Here is a 20,857-nt window from a genome sequence, read left to right as displayed (position 1 = left end):
GATCTGCAACTGATCTGTCCAGGAGCCGCCATGCCGTTCAGGCGGAAAAATCGATGACGCGGCTGGACCCGTTCGAGACAATGACCGTTGTGGAAACGGTAGAGGTCGTCGTCGCCCATCAGGAGCGGGCGACCTTGCGCGTTGGCGAGGTGTTCCTGAAGATCGACGTCGACCAGCGCAACACCGATGTCGAGGTGGCGGCAATGGCGTCGGCGCCGATTCCGACGCCGGCAGTGTTGTGGCGCAAGCCGCCTGTGCTCGCGCTCGCCGCGCTGCCCGGGACGGCGCTCGGCCGCTTGGGTGAGCCGTCATCGGCATCGCGAGCGGCCTGGGTCGCGACGGGGGCCGCCATCCGGGCTCTGCACGACGCGCCCTTGCCCGCCAGACCAGGGCGCGGCATCGACGACATCGCGCGGGAACTCGACCGGGAATGCGCGTGGCTGCTGGCCCACCGTGTGCTGCCCGCCGACCTGATCGTCCACAACCGCCGCCTCGCCGACGCGGCACTGCGGCCCTGGACCCCGGTCTTCACCCACGGCGATCTGCAGGTCGCGCACGTCTTCGTCGACGGCGACGATGTCACCGGCGTCATCGACTGGTCCGAAGCGGCACAGGGCGACCCCCTGTTCGACCTGGCCACCGTAACCCTCGGCCACCCCGAGCATCTCGACGATGTCCTCGCCGGCTACGGCCGCGACGTCGACCAGACGGTGATCCACGCGTGGTGGTCACTGCGGAGCCTGCGCGGGGTCCGCTGGCTGATCGAACACGGCTTCGACCCGAACGCCCCAGGCTGTGAGATCGACGTGCTGCGGAACCAGGTCCGGCGCGAGATCCCGGCGGAAACTGAGACATCTCTCCCGTTGTGCGCAGCCGCGACGCGTGCCCGCGCCGGCCCAAACCGCCGCGGCGGACGCCCTGACCTGCGGTCGGGGTTCCTCGGCGACGAGCGGTGACCGGATACCGCCGAGCCCCGTTGTGCGAGAAGACCTTTTATGCCCGTCGGCCACGACCAATACCGTCGCGGTCATGGAGTGGGACTTTCAATCGGCGGAACAGCTCACAGCGGCCCTGCGGGGCGGTGCGGTCACCTCGGTGGCAGTGACCGAGGCGGCGATCGCGCGCATCGAGCGCGAGGACGCGGCGCTCAACGCGATCTGTGTCCACGACTTCGAACGGGCACGGGACGCGGCGCGCAGGGCCGACCAGGCACGCGCCCTCGGCGAGCATCAGCCGCTGCTCGGCATCCCGGTGACCGTCAAGGAGTCCTTCGACATGGCCGGCCTGCCGACGACGTGGGGCATGCCGCAGCACGCGAACCATGTGCCCGCCGACGACGCGGTCGTGGTCTCGCGGTTGAAGGCCGCGGGCGCGGTGATCCTCGGCAAGACCAATGTGCCGGTGATGTTGCGAGACATCCAGAGCTTCAACGAGATCTACGGCACCACCAACAATCCGTGGGATCACGGGCGCACGGCGGGCGGGTCATCCGGCGGATCGGCGGCGGCGCTGGCGGCTGGCCTCGGCGCGCTCTCCCTCGGTTCCGACCTCGCAGGCTCCCTGCGCACACCCGCGCATTTCTGCGGCGTGTACGCGCACAAACCGACACTCGGACTCGTACCGACCCGCGGCATGGCCGCACCACCGGCCCCGGCGATGCCGGTCGACCTCGACCTGGCCGTCGCCGGCCCGATGGCGCGCACCGCCCGCGACCTCTCGGTCCTGCTCGATGTGCTGGCCGGACCGGACCCGCTCACCCGCGGCCGCGCCTACGGCCTCGCCCTGCCACCCGCGCGCCACGAACACCTCTCGGACTTCCGGGTCCTGATCATCGAGGACCATCCGCTCATCCCGACCGGCTCCGCGGTGCGGGCGGGCGTGCGCCGGGTCGCGGACGCACTCACCGACGCGGGCGCCCACGTCGAACACCACAGCTCGCTGCTCCCCGATCTGGCCGAAGCGGCCAGGATCTACCTGCTGCTGATGCTCGCCAACGCCGCCGCGGGTCTCCCCGGCGAGGTGTACGACCAGCTGCGGACCAGTGCTGCCGCACTGCGCGCGGACGACCCCGATCTCGCGGCGACACGCCTGCGCGCGATGGTGCTCAGCCACCGGGACTGGGTCGCCGCGAACAACCGGCGCGAGCTCCACCGCCACGGCTGGCGGCAGCTGTTCACCGAATTCGACGCGGTGGTGTGCCCCATCACGCCCACTCCCGCCTTCCCCCACGACCACACCGGCGACCTCGAGAGCAGACACCTCGACATCGACGGCGTCGCGTACCCGTACTTCGATCAGCTCGTGCTCGCCGCGGTCGCCACCATGCCCGGTCTCCCCGCGACCGCCATCCCGGCGGGTCGGTCCCCGGAAGGGCTGCCGGTGGGCGTGCAGCTCATCGGTCCGATGTTCGAGGACCGCACCCCGCTGCGGCTGGCCGAACTCCTCGAGCAGCGGATCGGCGGTTTCCAGCCACCGGAATCGGCCCGACGGGCGATCGCCCCGGCCTGAGCGAAAGTCAGGCGGTCTCACCGAACCAGTGGCGAAGCCGGTCGGTGAGACCGTCCTGCTCGTCGCCGATCCAGGCGACATGGCCGTCGGGGCGCACCAGCAGCGCCGGAACATCCAGTGCCGCAGCGGGATCGGTCACCACATCGACCCGGTCGGACCAGCCGTCGACAGAGAGGCAGCCGGTGCGGTCGAGGACCAGGCCACGGCCGCCGCGCAGCCGTTCGTAGAGGCGGCCGTCGGCGAGGTCGATGTCACGGAGCCGGCGGCCGAGCAGATCCGGGCCGGGGCCGAAGTCGTAGCGGATGTCGGTCGCGGCGATCTTCTCGATCAGATGGCGGTTGACGGCGTCGAACTCCAGGAGTTCGGTGAGCAGCCTGCGCATCGCCTGCCCGCCGGGTTCGGGCGAGGACAGCGCGATCTGGGCGCGCGTGTTGTCCAGTACGGCCGCGGCGACGGGATGACGTTCGGCCTGATACGTGTCGAGCAGGTGCTCCGGCGCCCACCCGTGGATCCGCGCGGCCAGCTTCCACCCGAGGTTCACCGCGTCCTGCACACCGAGGTTGAGGCCTTGCCCGCCGGCGGGGGGATGGATGTGCGCGGCATCGCCCGCGAGCAGGACACGGCCCACCCGATACCGCTCGACAAGGCGGGTGGCGTCGCCGAAGCGCGACATCCACCGCGGGGAATGCACACCGAAATCCGTTCCGGCGACGGCGCGCAGCGCTCGCCGGAAGTCCTCCAGGGTGGGCGGCGCGGCGCGGTCGTCGCTGACGTCCACGGCAGGCACCACGATCCGGCCACTGTCCGCGCCGAAGGGCATGATGCTGAATGATCTGTGCGTGGCCTGGATTTCGCGAACCTTCGCGGCGACCTCGGCCGCAGGCAGGCCGATCGCCATCTCGCCCATGAGGGTGTCGTTGCGTGAAGGCTCGCCGGGGAAGCCGACGCCGAGCAGTCTGCGTACCGTGCTGCGCGCGCCGTCACAGCCGACCAGATAGCGCGACCGCAGCCGCTGCCCGTCCGCCAACTCGACGGTCACCCCGTCCGCATCCTTCTCGAACCCGGCGACCGCGCATCCCCGCCGCACCTGCGCACCCAGATCGACGGCGTGTGCCTCGAGCACCTGCTCGATCACCGGCTGCGGGATACCCAGCAGATACGGGTGGGTGGAATCGAGGCCTTCGGGCACCGATGTGGGAATCCCGGCGAAAATGCCGCCCACCGGACGCTGCCGCCCCCGTTCCAGCAGGGAGTCCAGCAGCCCGCGCATCGCCATCAGCTCGAGGCTGCGCATGTGCAGGCTGACGATCCGGACCATGGCCGCGGGTGCGGTCTCCCGCTCGACGACGAGAACCCGGACACCGTGCAACCGCAGTTCGGCGGCCAGCATGGCGCCGGTCGGCCCGCACCCGGCGATGATCACATCGAACATGAACCACCCGTTCCTCGCCTGCATCCCGGGCCGGTGCGCCTGGCGAATTCCGCAGGTTGACCGGCTGCTCATTGTTGGCACCCGCGCACAGCGCCGCAAGCGAATTTCCGGCCGCGCCGCCGCCACAGCCCACGACCCCCACTACGAACACCGCGCCGCCATCGGGCTCGGCCACTGTCACCATGGCACCATCGGAGCCCATGTCCACCGCCATGAGTACCGCCGAACTCGCCGACCGCACCGCGCGGGCCGTCGATGCCGCCGTCGCCGCCGGCCGCGCCCACGGGCTCACCGTGACCGAGCCGGCCGTCCTGCACGATGTGTTCTCCGTCGTCGTGCACCTCGCCCCCGCCCCGGTCGTGGTCCGGGTCCCGACGGTGGTGACCCTTCCCCTCGCCGAGCAGTCCGCGCGCCAGCGCATCGAACTCGACGTGGTGTCGTGGCTGCACACCCAGCACGTCCCCGTGATCCCGCCGAGCCCGCTGGTTCCGGCCGAACCCGTCCGCCGCGACGGCTTCTCGATGACGTTCTGGCAGTACGTCGACCAGGACCCCGACGTCGAACCCGACTACGTGCGCAACTCCGCCTGCGTCGCCGACCTGCACCTGGCCCTGCGCGACTATCCCGGCGACCTGCCGTTTCTCGCGGCGGCCGAACCGCACACCGTCACCGCGAGCCTCACCGCGCTCGCCGAGCGGCCCGATCTCCTCGCACCGGCCGATCTCGACCGAATCCACCGCGAATGGGCACTGCTGGAACCGCTGGTCTCCGCCCGCGGCGCCTTCGACGCCGAATTCCCCGGCATCGCGGCACAACCCATCCACGGCGACGCGCCCGCGGTCAATATCGTCACTACCCGCACCGGCCACCTGTACGCCGACTTCGAGCTCGCCTGTCTCGGCCCCGTCGAATGGGATCTGGCCGCCATGGGTCCCGAGGCGGCCGCCGCCTACGACGCCGCCGCCCGGGACAACGGATTACGACCCCTCGACCCCCGCGTCGCGCGGTTCGCCGAGGCGGTCGGCATGGCCCGGGTCATCACCTGCCTCACCCTCGTCGACCAGCAGCCGATGCTCGCCGACGCCCTCGCGCCCGCCCTCGACGTGTGGCGGGCGCAACCGTTCGCGAACGGGCTGTTCGACTGATCAGCCCACCGGGGAGTGCCCGAGCTGCACCAGGCCGCTGAACCGGGTCTGCTTCGCGCGTGGCAACGGATGGAAGTGGCAGCCGTGCACATCCCGGTAGAGGCGCTCGAGATCGCAGGAGCGCGAATAGCCGAGGCCGCCGGTGGCTTCGATCGCCAGCCGCACCGTGGCGATCAGCGCGTCGGTGGCGACCGTCTTGCGGCTCAGGGTGCGTGCCGCGTAGGCATCGGTGGCGTCGAAGGTCAGATTCGCCGCATCGAGGAACATGGCCGCGATCAGGTCCGCGCCGGTCGTGTACGCGTTGAGCATCTCGCCGACCGACTGCACCACATGGGCCTCGTTCCGACCGGCCAGCAGGGTCGTCGCGCGCGCCACCGCCGTGTCGGCGATGCCCAGATAAGCGGCCAGTACCAACGGAAGGGCCGCGCCGACAACGACATTGAGCACCGTCGGCCACTCGCCCGCGGGCCGGATCAACGACACCGCGGCGTCGGGCACGAACACCTCCTCCAGCACCACGGTGTGCGAGCCGCTCGCGCGCAATCCCAGCGTGTCCCAGGTCGGTTCGATCCGGACACCCGTCGCGCTCAGCGGGATCGCGCAGTGCAGCACCTTCGGGCCACCGTCCTCGAACGCGACGCTGGTGACCAGGATGTCGCCGACCTCGCAGCCACTGGCCGGCGCCTTGCGGGCATTCACCACGTACCCGCCGTCGACCCGGATCGCGGACCCGGTGGAATCCACCCAGTCCGAAGCCCCGGTGCTCACCAGGATCGCCCCGGCCACCACCTTGGCGAACACTCCCGAGGCGTCGATGCCGTGATTGTGCCGCCAGACCTGCGCGGCGACCAGATGCGAATGCATCGCGAAGGCGACCGCGGTCGACGGATCGTGGCGGCCGAGCTCCCGCAGGATCTCCCCCATCTCCTGATGCGACGCACCGCCACCGCCGAACTCGACCGGGACGAGCGCGGCGACGAGCCCGTCGGCCCGCAACCGGTCGAAAGCGGCGACGGAGATCTCGCCGGTGCGGTCCCGCTCGGGGACCTCCGAACGCAGGGATTCACCGAGGGCGCGGGCCAGCGCGACCCGATCGGTGCGGACTGTGGTGTCGGAAATTGTCTGAGTCATGTTTCGAAGGTAGGAATCGCCGCGATAACCGGATAGTCCAGAAAGTGGACTCCCCCGGTCCAGAAACTGGACCCCGTCGGCGAGGTGACCATGACGAACACGACAGCGGCCTACGGCCAGTACTGCCCGATCTCGCGCGCGCTCGACCTGCTCGGCGAGCGCTGGTCACTGCTGATCCTGCGGGATCTCTCACTCGGCACCACCCGGTTCAACGACCTCGCCCGCGGCCTGCCTGGCCTGTCGCGCAGCCTGCTCGCCAAGCGGCTGCGCCAGTTCGAACGCGCCGGACTGATCGAGAAGATCGGCGCCGACCACCTGCTCACCGACGCGGGCACCCACCTGCGACCGATCCTGTTCGGCCTCGGCGAATGGGGTGCGCGCTGGACGTTCGGCGAACCGCGCGAGGACGAGCTCGACCCCGCCCTGCTCGTCTGGTGGATGCACACCCGCGTGGACACCTCCGGCTTCCCCGGCAGGCGCCACGTCCTGCACGTCCGGTTCACCGACGACGTGCGGCGCTTCTGGATCGTCGTCGAACGCGGGACGCCCTCGGTCTGCGACTCCGACCCCGGCTACCCGGTCGATGTCACCATCGTGGCCGAGGTCGCGGCACTCTACGAGGTGTGGCTGGGCCGGATGCCGCTCGCGCACGCCCAGCGGACCGGACGGGTCGCCTTCCTCGGCCAGCCCGCACTCACCCGCAGGATGCCCGCGGTCCTGCGCCTGAGCCCCGTCGCCGGCTATGTCCGGGAATCGGCCACGGCAGAGGAGCCCGCGCGCGCGTCGTGACGGCTGATCAGAAAACGTGGCGGTTATCACTACCGGACCCAGCGTGTTGGCAACGGCCGTAATCAAAACGTTAAGGTTCAGGAATGGTACGTCACGCAGCATCGATCGCAGAACCTGACGTGCCGAATGTTCCTCTCCCCCAGCAACATCCGGCACCTCTCGCACTCGCCGACCCGCCCGGCGACGACACCGGAACCTCGTCTGACCACGTCGACGACTCCTTCCCGCGTCTGGGCGACACGAGTTTCCTCACCACCGCGTCGCGGCACCGGCTCGCCGCCTACATCCACACCAAGCTCGCCGAGCTGGCGGAGATGCCGTGATCGCGCGCCGATGACCTAGGCTCCGAAGCCAGAGGTCATCGGCGACAGAACGATTCACGCGAGGAGGAACGCGGTGCCCGAGGCAGCGGTCGTCCTTCCCGAACAGGTACGCACCGAACTCCGGCGCGGTGTCCGCAGCGTTCTCGTGGACACCGCCGCCCTGCGGATGGTCCGCGAACGCTTCGACGACGGGCAGGCCGACGCCCTGCGCCGCTACCTCGAGGCCTCCCAGTCGGCCAACACCCTGCGCGCCTACCGCACCGACTGGATCGCCTGGGCCGGATGGTGCGCCACCGAACAGCGGCAAGCCCTGCCCGCCGACCCCCTCGATGTGGCCGTCTACCTGGCCGCGGCCGCCGACGCACGCCGTGACAACGGCGCCTGGGCATTCAGTCCCGCGACGCTGGAGCGCAAGTCCGCGGCGATCGCGGCCGTCCACGCCGCCAACGGGCTGCCCTCACCCACCCGCTCCGATGTCGTGCGACTGACATTGCGCGGCATCCGGCGCACGCGGCGGACCCCGCCGACCCGGAAGCGCCCGGTCCTGCTGCACACCCTCGACCAGCTGCTGGCCGAGCTCCCCGCCCCCGGCTGGCCCACCGAACCGGCCCGGCGCCGCGACGCGCTCGCCCTGCTCGTCGGCTTCGCCGGCGCGCTGCGCCGCAGCGAACTCGCCGGACTGCGGGTCGCCGACGTGCACGTCCGCACCGACCACACCACGGGCGAACCGCTGCTCGTCGTCCACCTGCCCACCACCAAGACCGACCCGACCGGTGTCGCCGAACAGCGCATCGCCCTGCCCCGCGGCAAACATCCGCGTACCTGCCCGATCTGCGCGTACGCCGATTGGATCCGCCTGCTGGAGGTCCACGCCGACACCGGCGACGCGGGCACCCGGAAGTGGGCGACCGAGCACCCGATTCCCGACACCACGATCCACCGCTGCCACGGCTTCTCCGGAACCCCGCTCAGCACCCAGACCGACCGCCCTCTGTTCCCCACCGTCAATCGGCACGGATCCATCGGCGCCAACGCCCTGTCCGGCCGCGCGGTCGCCGAGCTCGTCAAACGTTATGCCGCCCGTGCCGGGCTCGACCCCGACCTCTTCTCCGGGCACTCCCTGCGCGCGGGATTCGCCACCCAGGCCGCCCTCGGCGGCGCGAGCGACCGCGAGATCATGCGCCAGGGTCGCTGGGCGAACCCGCGCACCGTCCACGGCTACATCCGCACAGCGAATCCGCTCGAGGACAACGCGGTCACCAAACTCGGCCTCTGACGCGGAGACGACGATGAACCGACCGAACATCCGGCACAGCGTGGTCGACGCCGTGACCACCTACGTCGCCACCCATGTGGTGCGCGCGCGGGAATCCGGCGCCCGCGCGGCATCGAGCTGGTTTCGCACCGGCGCTCCCACCGACGAACTGAACGCGGTATTGCGGCTCGGCGGCGATCTACCCCGCGAAATCGAGCGGATGCGCGACCACTTCGACGGCGTCCCCGCGTGCTGGCATCACTGGCGGGAGATCGACCCTCCAGAACTTCCCGAACTGCTGGCGCGGCAGAACCTCACGCTGTTCGAAACCGAACCACTCATGGTTCTCGACGACGCAGGCTCGCCGGCGCGCCGGGCAATCGATCGGCACGCCCTCGCCCGGATCGAGGAAGTCACCGACGAGACCGGTCTCGCGCAGTGGGCCGCGCTCTGGTCCGGTACCGACGGTGCGGAGGCCTTGGTGGAGGGCTTGCGGCAAGGCCGGGACCTCGGGTCGACGCGCTACCTGCTGTGGCGCGACCAGGGTGCGGTACTGGGTTGCGCCGCCGTCGTGACCAGCGCCGCGGGCGCATCGATCGAGCACATCGTCACGCGGGCAGATCATCGCGGGCGCGGAATCGGCACCGCGCTCACCCAGCGCGCACTCGCGCTCGCGCTCGACACGAACCCGGTTCGGGTCGTGCTCACCGCTTCGCCCGACGGCGAGGGGATCTACCGGCGACTCGGATTCGTCACTGTCGGACACGTCGACCGGTACGCGTGACCCCGCTCCGTCAGGGCTGGATCCGATCCAGGCGGAAGATCCGGAACTCGCGACCGCCGGACAGTTCGAACTCCATCTCGTAGCCGGGCCAGTACTCGACGACCAGATCCCACACCCGCTTACGCTCCACGCCGGTGATCTCGGCGACCGATACCGGGAACGGCGCACTGCTGTTGTAGCGGACCGACGCGGTACGCGCCGCCCGCAGGTTGGCCGACCACGCGGGGTGCTGCGGTTTGCCCCAATTGGATCCGACGAGATAAAAGCCGTCGCCGTCGGGGACACACAGCAGCGAGGTGGTGCGCGGCTGACCGGACTTCCGGCCCACCACGGTGACCTCGATCGATGGCAGACCCGCCAGATCCAGCACGCCCCACCGCCCACCACTGAGCCTGCGCAGCAGACGTTCGGCCGGCAGCACGATGCCCGCACCGCGCATCACCCAGGGATGCGTGGCGAAATCGCGAGCGAGGGCAGGTAAGGGGTTCCACGCCATCCTCGAATCCTGGCTCGAGCCGCACCGATCCACCGACTCGGAACGGCTCCCTGAGAGGCAACTCACTCGTCTCCGCGAGTGTTCGCGACTCCTCGGCCCTCTCCTCTCCTTGTTCTGGGGTGAATCTGAAGGTGTGGACATGTTGTGACGTGAGGTGTGGCGGTTGGGTGAAGAGGGTACAGTATATTAGTAGATGCGCATATCTACGTATCAGTATGTTATATTCGACACCAGTGGCACTCCGAGTCAGTTCACCGAATTCACAACACCCATGTCGCACACTGGATCCCATCTCCCCCACCCCGACGTTCCAGGAGTCAGTGCCATGCCCTCCCCCACCGGTCGCCGATTCCTCCTGACGCTGGCACTGACCGCGGTCACCCTGCTCCCCGGCAGCCTCTCCCCCGCTGTCGCTCGACCACCCGCGCCCGTCGAGCTCGCACCGATGAGTCCCGAATTCCTCTGGGGCGTAGCCGCTTCCGGCTTCCAGGCCGAAGGCGATGCCCCGGACAGCAACTGGCGGCGGTACGCCGAGTCCGGGTCGACGAAGGACCCCTACCTGAACTCGGTGGATTTCCGCAGCCGCTTCCGGTCCGACATCGCGCTCGCCGCGGACCTCGGCGTGCGGGTGTACCGCATCGGCATCGAGTGGGCCAGGGTGCAGCCGCGACCCGGCGTCTGGGACGAGAACGGCCTCGCCTTCTACGACGAGGTCATCGGCGCCATCACCGACGCGGGCATGCGCCCGATGCTGACCCTCGACCACTGGGTCTATCCGGGATGGGCGGCTGATCGCGGCGGCTGGCGCGATCCCGAGATGGTGACCAACTGGCTGGCCAACGCTCGCCACGTCGTCGACCGTTACGCCGGCGCCGACCCGCTGTGGGTCACCTTCAACGAGCCGACGGTCTACCTGCTGAACGAGGTGCGCCACGGCGGGATTCCGGCGACCGACGTGCCGACGATGGCGGGCCGGATCACCCAGGCGCACAACGAGATCTACGACCACATCCACACCGTCCACCCCGGCGCCCAGGTCACCAGCAACGTCGCCTTCATCCCCGCCGTCGACGACGCGATCAGCGGACCGCTGCTCGACCGCATCGCGGCCCGGCTCGACTACGTCGGCATCGACTACTACTACGGCCTGTCCCCCACCGAACTCACGGTGCCGGATCCGGACAAGCTGTGGACGCTGCCCCTGCAGGCCGAAGGCATCTACTACGCACTCGACCATTTCGCGCGGCGTTTCCCCGGCAAGCCGCTCTACATCGTCGAGAACGGCATCCCCACCGAGAACGGGCTCCCCCGCGCGGACGGATACACCCGCGCCGACGCGCTCCGCGACACCACCTACTGGTTGCAGCGCGCCGTCGCCGACGGGATCCCGGTCATCGGCTACAACTACTGGAGTCTCACCGACAACTACGAATGGGGTTCCTACGCAGCACGATTCGGCCTCTACACGGTCGACGTCCTGACCGACCCCACGCTGACCCGCAAGCCCACCGACGCCGTCGCGGCCTACCGGGCCATCACCGCCGAAGGCGGCGTCCCGGCCGGCTACCGGCCCACCAGGGCGCCGGCGCCGTGCTCGCTGGTCGACCTGCCCGACAGCTGCACCGATCCGGTGACGGTGCCTCGGTAGCGGATTCGACGCCCGCCCGGTGCTCTACACTCGGGCGGGTGTCGAGCACAACCTCACGCCCCGTGAGCGGCAGACAGGCCCGATGGCAGCCGCACAACGACAGCCGTCGGGAGCGGATCGTGCTGTCGGCGGTCGAACTGCTCGAGGAAGCGCCGGCCGGGGTCGAGGTACCCATCGTGCAGATCGCCGAGCACGCCGGTCTGGCGAAATCGGTGGTGTACCGGCAGTTCGCCGGCCGCGACGAGCTCGACCGCCGGATCAGGAGCGAGATCACCGACCGGTTCGTCGCCGACATCGAGGACGCGCTCGACATCGCGGACGGATCGATCAACGAGATCCTGGTGCGCACCGTCGGCGGGGTGGTCACCTGGATCGAGGACCATCCGCGCCTGCACGAATTCCTGCGGACCGGACCACCCGACGACGGCTCCGACATCGATGCGATGAGCGCGCTCATCGCCACCATCGCCGCCTCGACGCGCATGCTGGTCACCGGCCTGGCGGGTGCGGTCGGCGTCGCCGACGACGGCTCGGCCGACACCATGACCTTCGCCATCGTCTCGATGACGGAGGCCACGGTCACCCGCTGGGCCAACGACCCGGACCGGGTCCTCACCCGAGACCAGTTGATCGCCGAGGTCGCCTCCTACGCCTGGCACGTGGTCGACGGTGTCGCCCGCAGACACGGGCTGACCCTCGACCCCGATCAGCAACTGACCGAGATCATCACCCAGCTCGCGGCGCGCGGCGCCTGACCTCAGGCGACCCGGCGCAGACCACGCTCCGGCTCGCTGCGATACCGCGACGCGGGACCGTCGACGCCGAGCGCCCGCCACAGCCGGCGCGCCACCGGATTCATCAGCCCGAGATCGTCGGCGAGTTTGCGCATGTCACCGAAATACCCGGACAGGATCTTCCTGGAGTGCTCCGACTTCCAGAACGCCTGCTCGATCACCTCGTGCGGAATGTCGAACTCCCGCTCGAACGAGCGCGGCGGCGCCATGATCTCCCCCGCGAGCCAGCGCATGGCGATCGGGAACGCCACCGAGCACGCGCCGCGGTTGAACTTGCCCATCCGCCCGATGTGCGCGGCGAGGAATTCGCCCGCGAAGGAGATGTGGCGCGCCTCCTCGGCGATGTGGATCTCCATGGTGCGCAACACCATCGGCGGCATCGAGGAACCCTCGCGGATGACCGCCTTCTGGTAATGGTCGATCGGTTCCTCGCCCCCGAGGATGCCGATGAACAGGATCGCGTGGGCGTAGCCGCCCGCGACGCCGATCAGGGGGGACAGTGCCTTGAACATCGGCCGCATGCCGGGCACGTCGACGCCGATGCGGTTCACCAGTTCCTGGAACATCTGGATGTGGTTGCACTCTTCGGTCATCTCGTGCAAGCAGTACCGGAACTCGGGCGACCCGTTGGGCAGCTTCATGATGTACTGCATCATCCCGCGAATCAGGATGCTCTCGAACGCCGCGCCGACCTTGACGACATTGGCGGTCCGCCACTTGCCGATCGCGATCTGCTTGTCGAGTGGCTGGTCGCGGTACCACTGGGTCGCGCCCAGCGGGTCCACCTCGGGTGAGAGCACCCAGCGCACGTCGTCGGGATCAAGGGCGAGCTCGGGCGAATCCCAGTCGATGTCGAGGTACGGATCGAAATGCCGGTCGACGGACCCCTGGGACAGGGTCGCCAACGCCTCTCGGTACTCCTCGGTGATGAGTTCGCCACGGCTCGATTCGGTCAGCGTCATCGGTGCCTCCTCGGTTCGCGTCCGGTGATCGCCCTGTAAGCGCGGTCACACCGGTTGATCCGAGAATAACTGAGACCGCAAGTCCCACACAACCCGCCACGCCGACCTGTGACCCGCGCGCGGACCCCGGGGCGGCGGCTACTCGACGAGCAGAACGACGAGCTGACGGGCCATGGCGGTGTCCCCGGGACCGCCGAGCCAGACCAGCGGGCGACGCGGGTCGAGCCGGTCCAGCGCGTCGGGCAGCGAGCCGAAGACCCGGTCCGCGCGCACGACACAGACCTGCGGCACGACCTCGGAGACCACGGGGCCCCCGTCGACGTCGAGGGCCAGCGACCCGGTCGAGGCATCGCCGGCGACGGCGTCACGGACCACCGCCTCACCCGTCCCCGTCGTCCCCGCACCGCCGTGCACGACCTCGTGGCCCGGTGCGCTTGCCCAGTGATCCAGCCAGGCCGGGCCGGGCTCGACCGCGGCCAGGACCGAGGACACGCTCATGCCGTACAGCACCTCGGCGACCGCGGCGGGCAGATCCGCGAGGTCGACCGTGCGGACCAGCGAACCCTGCGCGCGCAACCGTTCGGCGAACCGGGCGAGCATGTCGGCCCGCTCGGCCGGATCCACCTCGACACCGGCGCCCCCGGAACGACGCATGGGAACCCGACGCTCGTCGTCGGGCAGGTCGAGCAGCCCGTCACGGACTCGGCGCAAGATCTCCTCGCGAGAATTCACTCGGGCACTCCCGTTCGTTGGCGACGCCACCCCGGCATCGCCGTTCACACTTCTCTCACCCCACATACCGCGGGAAACACCTCGATCGCTACGGTACCGACCGGTCCACCGTATCCGGTCGACCACACCGAGCCCAATGGCTACTTTTCGGCTATTCACCGAATCCGAGCATGCGCAGCATCTGATCGATCTGCAACTCGAAGATCTCCGCGCGATCGGCGAACGTGTCGCGGCCGTACATGTCGAAGACATCGAAGTTCACCGCGCCGAACAGCGTCGTCCACGCGGTGAGCGCGGCCGCGAGCACCCAGTCGGGCGCGGCGAGATCGAATTGCGCGCGGATTGCCGAGAGGTCGGCGGCTGTGGGCGCGGACACGACCGGGCTGCGGTCCGCGGCCGTGAGGCGTTCGGCACGGTAGGCGCTGTCGACGATGCCGAGCAGCGTCGCGATCACCCGGATGCCCGGTGTCTCGGTGACCTCGGCGGGCGCCGCGTAGCCGGGCACCGGGGTGCCGAACAGCAGTCCGTACCACGCGGGTTCGGCCAGGGCCCACGCCCGGACCGCGCGGGCCACCACCCGGAAGCGGGTGGCCGGATCGGCGGGCGCCGCGGCCAGCGCGGCGTCGACGGCGTCGCCCAGGGCGTTGTAGCCGTCGACCACCAGCAGGGTCAGCAACTCGTCGCGGCTGCGCACATAGCGGTACACCGCCGAGGAGACCACGCCGAGATCGCGGGCGACCGCGCGCAGCGACAGCGCGGCGGCACCCTGGGACGCGAGATGCTCGCGGCCGATCCGCTTGATGTCGGCGAGCGTCTGGGCGCGGGCCAGTGCCCGCGGTCCTGGTCGGTCGGTGCTCATCGACCGATCATCGCGCACTCGCCGCGCCGCGCACCCGAGCCGGTGCCGTGTCGTCGGCCGCGCCCGCGGCGCGCTGGATCTCCGCCGCGAAGGTCGCGCCGCCGACCTCCCAGGCCATCGCGAGGAACTGGTCGCGGAAGCGGCTCAGGTCGACGCCGATGTCCTCGCCGCCGTATCCCGTCCCGGCGGCGGCGCGCACGGTGTGCACCACCTCGTCCGCGAGCGCGGCGATCCGTTCCCTGATCAGGGTGCGCAGCACGCCGCTGAGTGTGATGTCGGTGCCGGTGTCGTAGAGCACCAGCGCGCCCTTGAGCATGGGCCGGTCCGGCACGAACCAGCACTCGTCGCGCCGTTCGAGATAGCCCGCGGCGATCAGTTCGGCGAGCACATCGGCGCCGCGGTCGCCGAGCAGGGTCGCCAGTTCGGCGTCGTCGAGCAGGACCGCGCGCTCACCGGACTGCGCGGCTCGCGGGTCGAACAGTGTCCGCCAGTCCCCCGCGCCGGGCGCCGGTTCGGCGTCGAACACCTCGCGGATCGCGTCCAGGCGCAGCCCGCGCGCCTGCATGGCGACGATGTCGCGCAGCCGGTCCAGATGCGCGTCGGAGTACACCACCTCTTTGCCTGCGCGGCCGGGCTTCGGCAGCACGCCGAGCGAGTGGTAGTAGCGGATCGTGCGCGCCGCGACGCCACTGACGTCGGCGAGCTCCGCGCGGGTGTATCGGGGCACCGGACCAGCATAGGACGCCCGACGACGAACTTTGACAGTACCGACTGTCGACGTTAGCGTTACCCAGGTCACTGTCGACACCCATCCAGGAGTCCTCGTATGTCCGAACGCAACACCGACTTCGACGTCTTGATCGTCGGCTCCGGCTTCGGTGGCAGTGTCACCGCGCTGCGCCTGGTGGAGAAGGGGTACCGGGTCGGGATTCTCGAGGCCGGTCGCCGCTTCGCCGACGACGAGTTGCCCAAGACCAGCTGGGACCTGCGCAAATTCCTGTGGGCGCCCAAGCTCGGCTGCTTCGGTATCCAGCGCATCCACCCGCTGCGCGATGTCCTGATCCTGGGCGGTGCCGGTGTCGGCGGCGGCTCCCTGAACTACGCGAACACGCTGTACGTGCCGCCGGAGCCGTTCTTCCAGGACCCGCAGTGGCGCGACATCACCGACTGGCGCGACGAACTCACCCCGTACTACGAGCGCGCGAAGAAGATGCTCGGCGTGGTGCAGAACCCGCACATGACGCCCGCCGACGAGATCTTCAAGTCCGTCGCCGAGGACATGGGCGTCGGTGACACCTTCGTGCAGACACCGGTCGGCGTCTTCTTCGGCGAGCCGGGCCAGACCGTGGCCGACCCGTACTTCGGTGGCGCCGGTCCCGAGCGCACCGGCTGCGTGGAGTGCGGCGACTGCATGGTCGGCTGCAAGTTCGGCGCCAAGAACACCCTCGTGAAGAACTACCTGTATCTCGCGGAGAAGGCGGGGGCGCAGGTCGTTCCGATGACCACCGTCACCGCGCTGCGTCCGCTGCCCGACGGCAGCTGGGACGTGGCGACCGAGCGCACCGGCGCCTGGGTGCGCAAGCAGCCCAAGACCTACACCGCGGGGCAGGTCGTCCTGGCCGCGGGCACACTCGGCACCCAGAAGCTGCTGCATTCGATGCGTGACCAGGGTGTGCTGCCGAACCTGTCCGACAAGCTGGGCCTGCTGACCCGCACCAACTCCGAGTCCATCGTCGGCGCGGCGACGAAGAAGCTCGCGCCCGGCCAGGACTTCACCAAGGGCGTCGCGATCACGTCCTCGATCCACCCGACGCCCGACACCCACATCGAGCCGGTGCGCTACGGCAAGGGCTCCAACTCGATGGGCTTGCTGCAGACCCTCATGGTCGACGGTGGCGGCAAGATCCCGCGCTGGCTGCGCTTCCTCGGCATCGCGATCATGCATCCGCTGCTGCTGCTCGGGTTCCTCAGTGTGAAGAACTGGAGTGAGCGCACCATCATCTCACTGGTGATGCAGCACCTCGACAACTCCATCACCACCTACACCAAGCGAGGCCTGTTCGGTCGCAAGCTGACGTCGAAACAGGGTCACGGGCAACCGAATCCGACCTGGATCCCCGCCGGCAACGAGGTGACCCGCCGGGTCGCGGACAAGATCGGTGGCGTCGCGGGCGGCACCTGGGGCGAGGTGTTCAACATCCCGCTCACCGCGCACTTCCTCGGCGGTGCCGCGATCGGCGCCGACCGCGCGCACGGCGTGATCGACCCGTACCACCGGGTGTTCGGCTATCCGACCCTGAGCGTGGTCGACGGCGCCGCCGTGTCGGCGAACCTCGGCGTGAACCCGTCGCTCACCATCACCGCGCAGGCCGAGCGCGCCGCCGCGTACTGGCCGAACAAGGGCGAGGTCGACACCCGCCCGGAGCAGGGCGCCGGGTACACCCGTATCGAGCCGGTCGCGCCGCAGCACCCGGCCGTGCCCGCCGGTGCGCCCGCGGCGCTGGTGCTGCCGATCGTGGAGATCCGCGCCACCGAGCAGACCGCGGGCTGACACACCTTCGCCGATCACGGCCCCGGACAGACGGTTTCGAACCGTTCGTCCGGGGCCGTTCTCGTCGTTCGTACACCCGACCGACCGGCACGGGCGCCCCGGTGCTCCGGACGCCACACACACGCAGTCCGCGGTGGCGGTGATTCGCCGGTGATGTGGCCTAGCCTGGGACGATGCCGGACACCATCGCGATCTCTGGGGCCAGTGGACACATCGGCGGGCGGGTGGCGCGCACCCTCGCGGACGCGGGGGTCGGCCTGCGGTTGCTCGGCCGTGATCCCGGTCGGCTGCCAGAGCTGCCGGGGTCGACCGCGGCGGTCGCCGATTTCGCCGACGCGGGGACGGTCGCGACGGCCCTGCGCGGGGTGGGGACGTTCTTCTTCGTCTCGGCCACCGAGAGCGCGAACAGGGCCGAACAGCAGGCGGCGGTGGTGCGCGCCGCGGTCGACGCCGGGGTGGCGCGGATCGTCTACCTGTCGTTCGTCGGTGCCGCGCCGGACTGCACGTTCACCTTCGGCCGCGACCACTGGCACACCGAGCAGGCCATCCGCGCGTCCGGACTGGACTTCACGTTCCTGCGCGACAACCAGTATCAGGACATCATTCCGCATTTCGCGGACGCCGACGGCGTGATCCGCGGCCCCGCGGGCGACGGCAAGGTCGCCGCGGTGACGCGGGCCGACGTCGCCGACTGCGCGGCCGCCGTTCTCACCTCGCCGGATCACCACGGCGCGACCTTCGACCTCACCGGGCCGCGGGCGTTCACCCTCACCACCGCGGCCGCCGAGATGACCCGAATCCTCGGCCGCCCCTACCGTTTCGCCGAGGAGACGGTCGACGAGGCCTACGCCAGCCGGGCGAGCTACCAGGCGCCGCGGTGGGAGGTCGACGGCTGGGTGAGCACCTACACCGCGATCGCCCAGGGCGACCTCGAGACCGTCACCGACTCGGTCGCGGTCCTCAGCGGCCACCCGGCCACCGACTTCACCGACTACCTCGCCACGCTGGCCGGCAAGCCCTGAGCCGTGATCTAGACGATCTTGGCCGCGATGAGCATCGTCCAGATCTCGCCCTGGTCGACGACCTCGACCCCGAGTTTCTCGGCCTTGGCCAGCTTGCTGTCACCGACGCCCGCGCCCGTGATGAGCAGGTCGGTGTTCGCCGACACCGACGAGGCCGCGGTCGCGCCCGCCTGTTCACAGAGGCGCTGGAAGGTCGGGCGGGCGACCTTCTCGCCGGAGCGCGGGTCGCTGATGGCGCCGGTGATGACCACGGTCTTGCCGGCCAGGGGCGCGCCCGCCGCGATCACCGGCGGGAGGTCTTCGGCGCGGACATCGAGGTCGACGCCGGCTTCGCGCAGGCGCTCGAGTTCCGGACGCAGGCGGGTGAGGTGCTCGACCAGCGAGGCGGCCACCTTCGGGCCGATGTCGTCCACGGCGACGAGCCGTTCCTCGCCCGCGTCGGCGACCTCTTCCAGCGAGCCGAAGCCCGCGCGGGCCAGGCGGGCGGCGGTGCCCTCGGACGCCATCGGGATGGCCAGGCCGATCAGCGCGCGACGCAGGCCCACCTTGCGGCTGGCGTCGATCGACTCGATCATGCGGGCGGCGGAGATCTCACCGATGCGGTCGAACTCGAGCAGGCGTTCCTTGGTCAGTGTGTAGAAGTCCGACGGGCGTTCCAGGATGCCCGCCTCGGCGAGGCGTTCGATCCACACCTGCCCGATGGCATCGATGTCGGCGGCCGGTCGCGACGCCCAGTGGATGAGCCTGCGCACGGTCTGCGCGGGACAGGACACGTTGGTGCAGAACAGTTCCCGGCTGTTGCCCTGTTCGGTCACCGGTTGCGCGCACGAGGGGCAGACCGTGGGTGCGACGATCTCCTGTTCGGCGCCCGTGCGGGCGGCGGCGTCGAGGACACCGGCGACGAAGGGGATCACGTCGCCCGCGCGCCGCACCAGGACGGTGTCGCCGACCTTGATGTCGCGGGCGCGGATCACCTCCTGGTTGGCCAGTGTGGCCCTGGTGACCGTGGTCCCGCCGACGAACACCGGCTCGAGCCAGGCGACGGGGACGATCTTGCCGGTCTTGCCGACGTCCCAGATCACCTCGACCAGCACGGTGGTCTTCTCCTCGGCGGCGAACTTGAACGCCAGCGCGCCACGCGGGGAGTTCGATCGGGTCCCGGCCGCCGCGTAGGCCTCACGATCGGCCAGGCGCAGGACCGCGCCGTCGAGGTCGTAGTCGAGATCGTTGCGGCCCTGCTCGATCTCGGTGATCGCGGCCTGGGCCTGCTCGGCGTCGGCGCACACCCGCATGCGCGCGCCCTCCACGCCGAGTCCGCGCAGGCCCTCCCCCAGGTCGACGGCGGCGCCGCCCTCGGAGGTGTCCAGATCGAAGCCGAAGAACTGCAGGCGACGTTCGGCGACGGTGGCCGGATCCTTCGCCCGCAGTGTGCCCGCGGCGGCGTTGCGCGGGTTGATCAGCGGCTTGTCCGGATGCGCTGTGTTGTAGGCGACGAAGGTCGACCGCAGCATGACCGCTTCGCCGCGGACCTCGACGCGGCCCGGTGCCTCGATCCGGTCAGGAACGCCGTCGACCAGCGCGCGGACGAGCATCGTGACATCGTCGCCCGTGGTGCCATCGCCGCGGGTGACGGCACGGACGAGCCGCCCGTCCTCGTAGACCAGCGACAGCGACAAGCCGTCGAGTTTGGGCATGACCACGACGGATTGGCCGGGAAAGCGGGCGAAGAACGCAGCGACCTGCTCGGGCGTGGTCGCCTTCTCCAGCGAGAGCATCGGGCGCGCGTGCCGCACGGGCGCGTGCAGGACGGTCGGCGCCCCGACCTGTTCCAGGGGGTTCGGGTCGGGCGTGAGGTCGGGGTGCGCGGCCAGCAGGCCGCGCAGTTCGTCCTCGACGGCGTCGTACTCGGCGTCGGCGACCAGTGGCGTGCCGTCGTAGTAGGCGCCGCGCAGCTCCGTGATCCGGTGCGCGAGCTCTTGGATGCGTTCTCCGATGTCCACGGGTCACGACGCTACCGACACCTACCGACACGCCGGCACAAACACAACTAGCTGTTGGTGAAGTTCGCGGGCCGCTTCTCGATGAAAGCCGCCATCCCTTCCTTCTGATCATCGGTCGCGAACAACGAATGGAACACCCGACGCTCGAACAACAACCCCTCCGACAACGTCGTCTCGAACGACCGGTTCACCGCCTCCTTCGCGACCATCGCCACCGGCAACGACATCGACGCGATCGTCTGCGCCGTCTCCAACGCCACCTCCAGCAACTGATCAGCGGGCACGATCCGCGACACCAAACCCGCCCGCTCGGCCTCCTCCACACCCATATTGCGGCCCGTCAGGATCAGATCCATCGCCTTGGCCTTGCCGATCGCCCGCGTCAACCGCTGCGACCCACCGATCCCCGGAATCACCCCCAACTTG

20 protein-coding genes are annotated in these 20,857 nt (G+C 69.9%); 11 read left to right on the top strand and 9 right to left on the bottom strand.

The window, feature by feature from the left end:
* Positions 1 to 53: 53 nt before the first annotated feature.
* Together AB0H56_RS15885 and AB0H56_RS15880 are read left to right on the top strand one after the other, a co-directional pair.
* On the top strand, positions 54 to 956 hold the full coding sequence (locus AB0H56_RS15885) for an aminoglycoside phosphotransferase family protein (RefSeq protein WP_357162995.1): 903 nt from the start codon (positions 54 to 56) through the stop codon (positions 954 to 956).
* Between the two features lie 73 nt (positions 957 to 1,029).
* Positions 1,030 to 2,508 (top strand): amidase, encoded by a 1,479-nt coding sequence (locus AB0H56_RS15880; RefSeq protein WP_357162992.1) that lies wholly within the window; start codon positions 1,030 to 1,032, stop codon positions 2,506 to 2,508.
* Positions 2,509 to 2,515: 7 nt separating this feature from the next.
* Here AB0H56_RS15880 and AB0H56_RS15875 read toward each other — a convergent pair whose 3' ends face one another.
* The gene (locus AB0H56_RS15875) at positions 2,516 to 3,940 is read right to left on the bottom strand and encodes an FAD-dependent monooxygenase (protein ID WP_357162989.1); all 1,425 of its coding nucleotides are present in this window, start codon (positions 3,938 to 3,940) and stop codon (positions 2,516 to 2,518) included.
* A gap of 200 nt (positions 3,941 to 4,140) precedes the next feature.
* Here AB0H56_RS15875 and AB0H56_RS15870 point away from each other — a divergent pair, with 200 nt between their 5' ends.
* Positions 4,141 to 5,085 carry an aminoglycoside phosphotransferase family protein gene (locus AB0H56_RS15870; RefSeq protein ID WP_357162986.1) on the top strand — a complete coding sequence of 315 codons (945 nt, stop codon included), beginning with the start codon at positions 4,141 to 4,143 and terminating at the stop codon, positions 5,083 to 5,085.
* On the opposite strand, the gene AB0H56_RS15865 is transcribed toward AB0H56_RS15870, so the two are convergent.
* Positions 5,086 to 6,216 (bottom strand): acyl-CoA dehydrogenase family protein, encoded by a 1,131-nt coding sequence (locus AB0H56_RS15865; protein ID WP_357162983.1) that lies wholly within the window; start codon positions 6,214 to 6,216, stop codon positions 5,086 to 5,088. It lies immediately after the preceding gene.
* Positions 6,217 to 6,306: 90 nt separating this feature from the next.
* Here AB0H56_RS15865 and AB0H56_RS15860 point away from each other — a divergent pair, with 90 nt between their 5' ends.
* From AB0H56_RS15860 to AB0H56_RS15845, 4 genes are all read left to right on the top strand, one after another.
* A complete protein-coding gene (locus AB0H56_RS15860) occupies positions 6,307 to 7,005 on the top strand; it encodes a helix-turn-helix domain-containing protein (RefSeq protein WP_357162980.1) in 699 nt (232 codons plus the stop codon).
* 119 nt (positions 7,006 to 7,124) lie between these two features.
* Positions 7,125 to 7,328, top strand: coding sequence for a hypothetical protein (locus AB0H56_RS15855; RefSeq protein ID WP_357162977.1), 204 nt, complete (start codon positions 7,125 to 7,127; stop codon positions 7,326 to 7,328).
* 73 nt (positions 7,329 to 7,401) lie between these two features.
* Positions 7,402 to 8,604, top strand: a complete 1,203-nt coding sequence (locus AB0H56_RS15850; protein WP_357162974.1) for a site-specific integrase — start codon at positions 7,402 to 7,404, stop codon at positions 8,602 to 8,604.
* 13 nt (positions 8,605 to 8,617) lie between these two features.
* The gene (locus tag AB0H56_RS15845) at positions 8,618 to 9,367 is read left to right on the top strand and encodes a GNAT family N-acetyltransferase (RefSeq protein ID WP_357162971.1); all 750 of its coding nucleotides are present in this window, start codon (positions 8,618 to 8,620) and stop codon (positions 9,365 to 9,367) included.
* 10 nt (positions 9,368 to 9,377) lie between these two features.
* Here AB0H56_RS15845 and AB0H56_RS15840 read toward each other — a convergent pair whose 3' ends face one another.
* On the bottom strand, positions 9,378 to 9,863 hold the full coding sequence (locus tag AB0H56_RS15840) for a nitroreductase family deazaflavin-dependent oxidoreductase (RefSeq protein WP_357162968.1): 486 nt from the start codon (positions 9,861 to 9,863) through the stop codon (positions 9,378 to 9,380).
* Between the two features lie 325 nt (positions 9,864 to 10,188).
* Between AB0H56_RS15840 and AB0H56_RS15835 the strand changes: the two genes are divergently transcribed.
* Both AB0H56_RS15835 and AB0H56_RS15830 read left to right on the top strand, forming a co-directional pair.
* Positions 10,189 to 11,511, top strand: a complete 1,323-nt coding sequence (locus AB0H56_RS15835; RefSeq protein ID WP_357162965.1) for a family 1 glycosylhydrolase — start codon at positions 10,189 to 10,191, stop codon at positions 11,509 to 11,511.
* A 38-nt stretch (positions 11,512 to 11,549) separates the two neighbouring features.
* Complete coding sequence (locus AB0H56_RS15830) at positions 11,550 to 12,266, top strand: TetR/AcrR family transcriptional regulator (RefSeq protein ID WP_357162963.1); 717 nt, start codon at positions 11,550 to 11,552, stop codon at positions 12,264 to 12,266.
* Between the two features lie 2 nt (positions 12,267 to 12,268).
* Here the strand turns inward: AB0H56_RS15830 and AB0H56_RS15825 are convergent, their stop codons facing one another.
* From AB0H56_RS15825 to AB0H56_RS15810, 4 genes are all read right to left on the bottom strand, one after another.
* Positions 12,269 to 13,267 carry a diiron oxygenase gene (locus AB0H56_RS15825; protein WP_357162960.1) on the bottom strand — a complete coding sequence of 333 codons (999 nt, stop codon included), beginning with the start codon at positions 13,265 to 13,267 and terminating at the stop codon, positions 12,269 to 12,271.
* A gap of 138 nt (positions 13,268 to 13,405) precedes the next feature.
* Positions 13,406 to 13,999: a hypothetical protein gene (locus tag AB0H56_RS15820; protein ID WP_357162957.1), complete on the bottom strand. Its 594-nt coding sequence runs from the start codon at positions 13,997 to 13,999 to the stop codon at positions 13,406 to 13,408.
* 151 nt (positions 14,000 to 14,150) lie between these two features.
* Positions 14,151 to 14,858 (bottom strand): WHG domain-containing protein, encoded by a 708-nt coding sequence (locus AB0H56_RS15815; protein ID WP_357162955.1) that lies wholly within the window; start codon positions 14,856 to 14,858, stop codon positions 14,151 to 14,153.
* Between the two features lie 7 nt (positions 14,859 to 14,865).
* Positions 14,866 to 15,585 (bottom strand): MerR family transcriptional regulator, encoded by a 720-nt coding sequence (locus AB0H56_RS15810; protein ID WP_357162952.1) that lies wholly within the window; start codon positions 15,583 to 15,585, stop codon positions 14,866 to 14,868.
* 99 nt (positions 15,586 to 15,684) lie between these two features.
* Here AB0H56_RS15810 and AB0H56_RS15805 point away from each other — a divergent pair, with 99 nt between their 5' ends.
* Together AB0H56_RS15805 and AB0H56_RS15800 are read left to right on the top strand one after the other, a co-directional pair.
* Positions 15,685 to 17,409 (top strand): GMC family oxidoreductase, encoded by a 1,725-nt coding sequence (locus AB0H56_RS15805; RefSeq protein ID WP_357162949.1) that lies wholly within the window; start codon positions 15,685 to 15,687, stop codon positions 17,407 to 17,409.
* 173 nt (positions 17,410 to 17,582) lie between these two features.
* A complete protein-coding gene (locus tag AB0H56_RS15800) occupies positions 17,583 to 18,431 on the top strand; it encodes an NAD(P)H-binding protein (protein ID WP_357162946.1) in 849 nt (282 codons plus the stop codon).
* An 8-nt stretch (positions 18,432 to 18,439) separates the two neighbouring features.
* Here the strand turns inward: AB0H56_RS15800 and ligA are convergent, their stop codons facing one another.
* Positions 18,440 to 20,431 (bottom strand): NAD-dependent DNA ligase LigA, encoded by a 1,992-nt coding sequence (gene ligA, locus AB0H56_RS15795; RefSeq protein ID WP_357162943.1) that lies wholly within the window; start codon positions 20,429 to 20,431, stop codon positions 18,440 to 18,442.
* A 47-nt stretch (positions 20,432 to 20,478) separates the two neighbouring features.
* Positions 20,479 to 20,857: enoyl-CoA hydratase-related protein (locus tag AB0H56_RS15790; RefSeq protein ID WP_357162940.1), on the bottom strand; the 379-nt coding region annotated here is incomplete at its 5' end.

Origin of the sequence: Nocardia sp. NPDC050717, from assembly GCF_040654275.1 — a bacterium.
GTDB lineage: Bacteria > Actinomycetota > Actinomycetes > Mycobacteriales > Mycobacteriaceae > Nocardia.
The sequence above is the reverse complement of the archived record's forward strand: the minus strand, read 5'-3'. Positions and strand labels throughout refer to the sequence as shown.

Bases quoted from the DNA above. Each gene is read 5' to 3' on its own strand.
- AB0H56_RS15870 (WP_357162986.1), top strand. From the start codon at position 4,141: ATGTCCACCGCCATGAGTACCGCCGAACTCGCCGACCGCACCGCGCGG.
- AB0H56_RS15880 (WP_357162992.1), top strand. From the start codon at position 1,030: ATGGAGTGGGACTTTCAATCGGCGGAACAGCTCACAGCGGCCCTGCGG.
- AB0H56_RS15865 (WP_357162983.1), bottom strand. From the start codon at position 6,216: ATGACTCAGACAATTTCCGACACCACAGTCCGCACCGATCGGGTCGCG.
- AB0H56_RS15845 (WP_357162971.1), top strand. From the start codon at position 8,618: ATGAACCGACCGAACATCCGGCACAGCGTGGTCGACGCCGTGACCACC.
- AB0H56_RS15815 (WP_357162955.1), bottom strand. From the start codon at position 14,858: ATGAGCACCGACCGACCAGGACCGCGGGCACTGGCCCGCGCCCAGACG.
- AB0H56_RS15875 (WP_357162989.1), bottom strand. From the start codon at position 3,940: ATGTTCGATGTGATCATCGCCGGGTGCGGGCCGACCGGCGCCATGCTG.
- AB0H56_RS15885 (WP_357162995.1), top strand. From the start codon at position 54: ATGACGCGGCTGGACCCGTTCGAGACAATGACCGTTGTGGAAACGGTA.
- AB0H56_RS15805 (WP_357162949.1), top strand. From the start codon at position 15,685: ATGTCCGAACGCAACACCGACTTCGACGTCTTGATCGTCGGCTCCGGC.
- AB0H56_RS15800 (WP_357162946.1), top strand. From the start codon at position 17,583: ATGCCGGACACCATCGCGATCTCTGGGGCCAGTGGACACATCGGCGGG.
- AB0H56_RS15825 (WP_357162960.1), bottom strand. From the start codon at position 13,267: ATGACGCTGACCGAATCGAGCCGTGGCGAACTCATCACCGAGGAGTAC.
- AB0H56_RS15840 (WP_357162968.1), bottom strand. From the start codon at position 9,863: ATGGCGTGGAACCCCTTACCTGCCCTCGCTCGCGATTTCGCCACGCAT.
- AB0H56_RS15860 (WP_357162980.1), top strand. From the start codon at position 6,307: ATGACGAACACGACAGCGGCCTACGGCCAGTACTGCCCGATCTCGCGC.
- AB0H56_RS15835 (WP_357162965.1), top strand. From the start codon at position 10,189: ATGCCCTCCCCCACCGGTCGCCGATTCCTCCTGACGCTGGCACTGACC.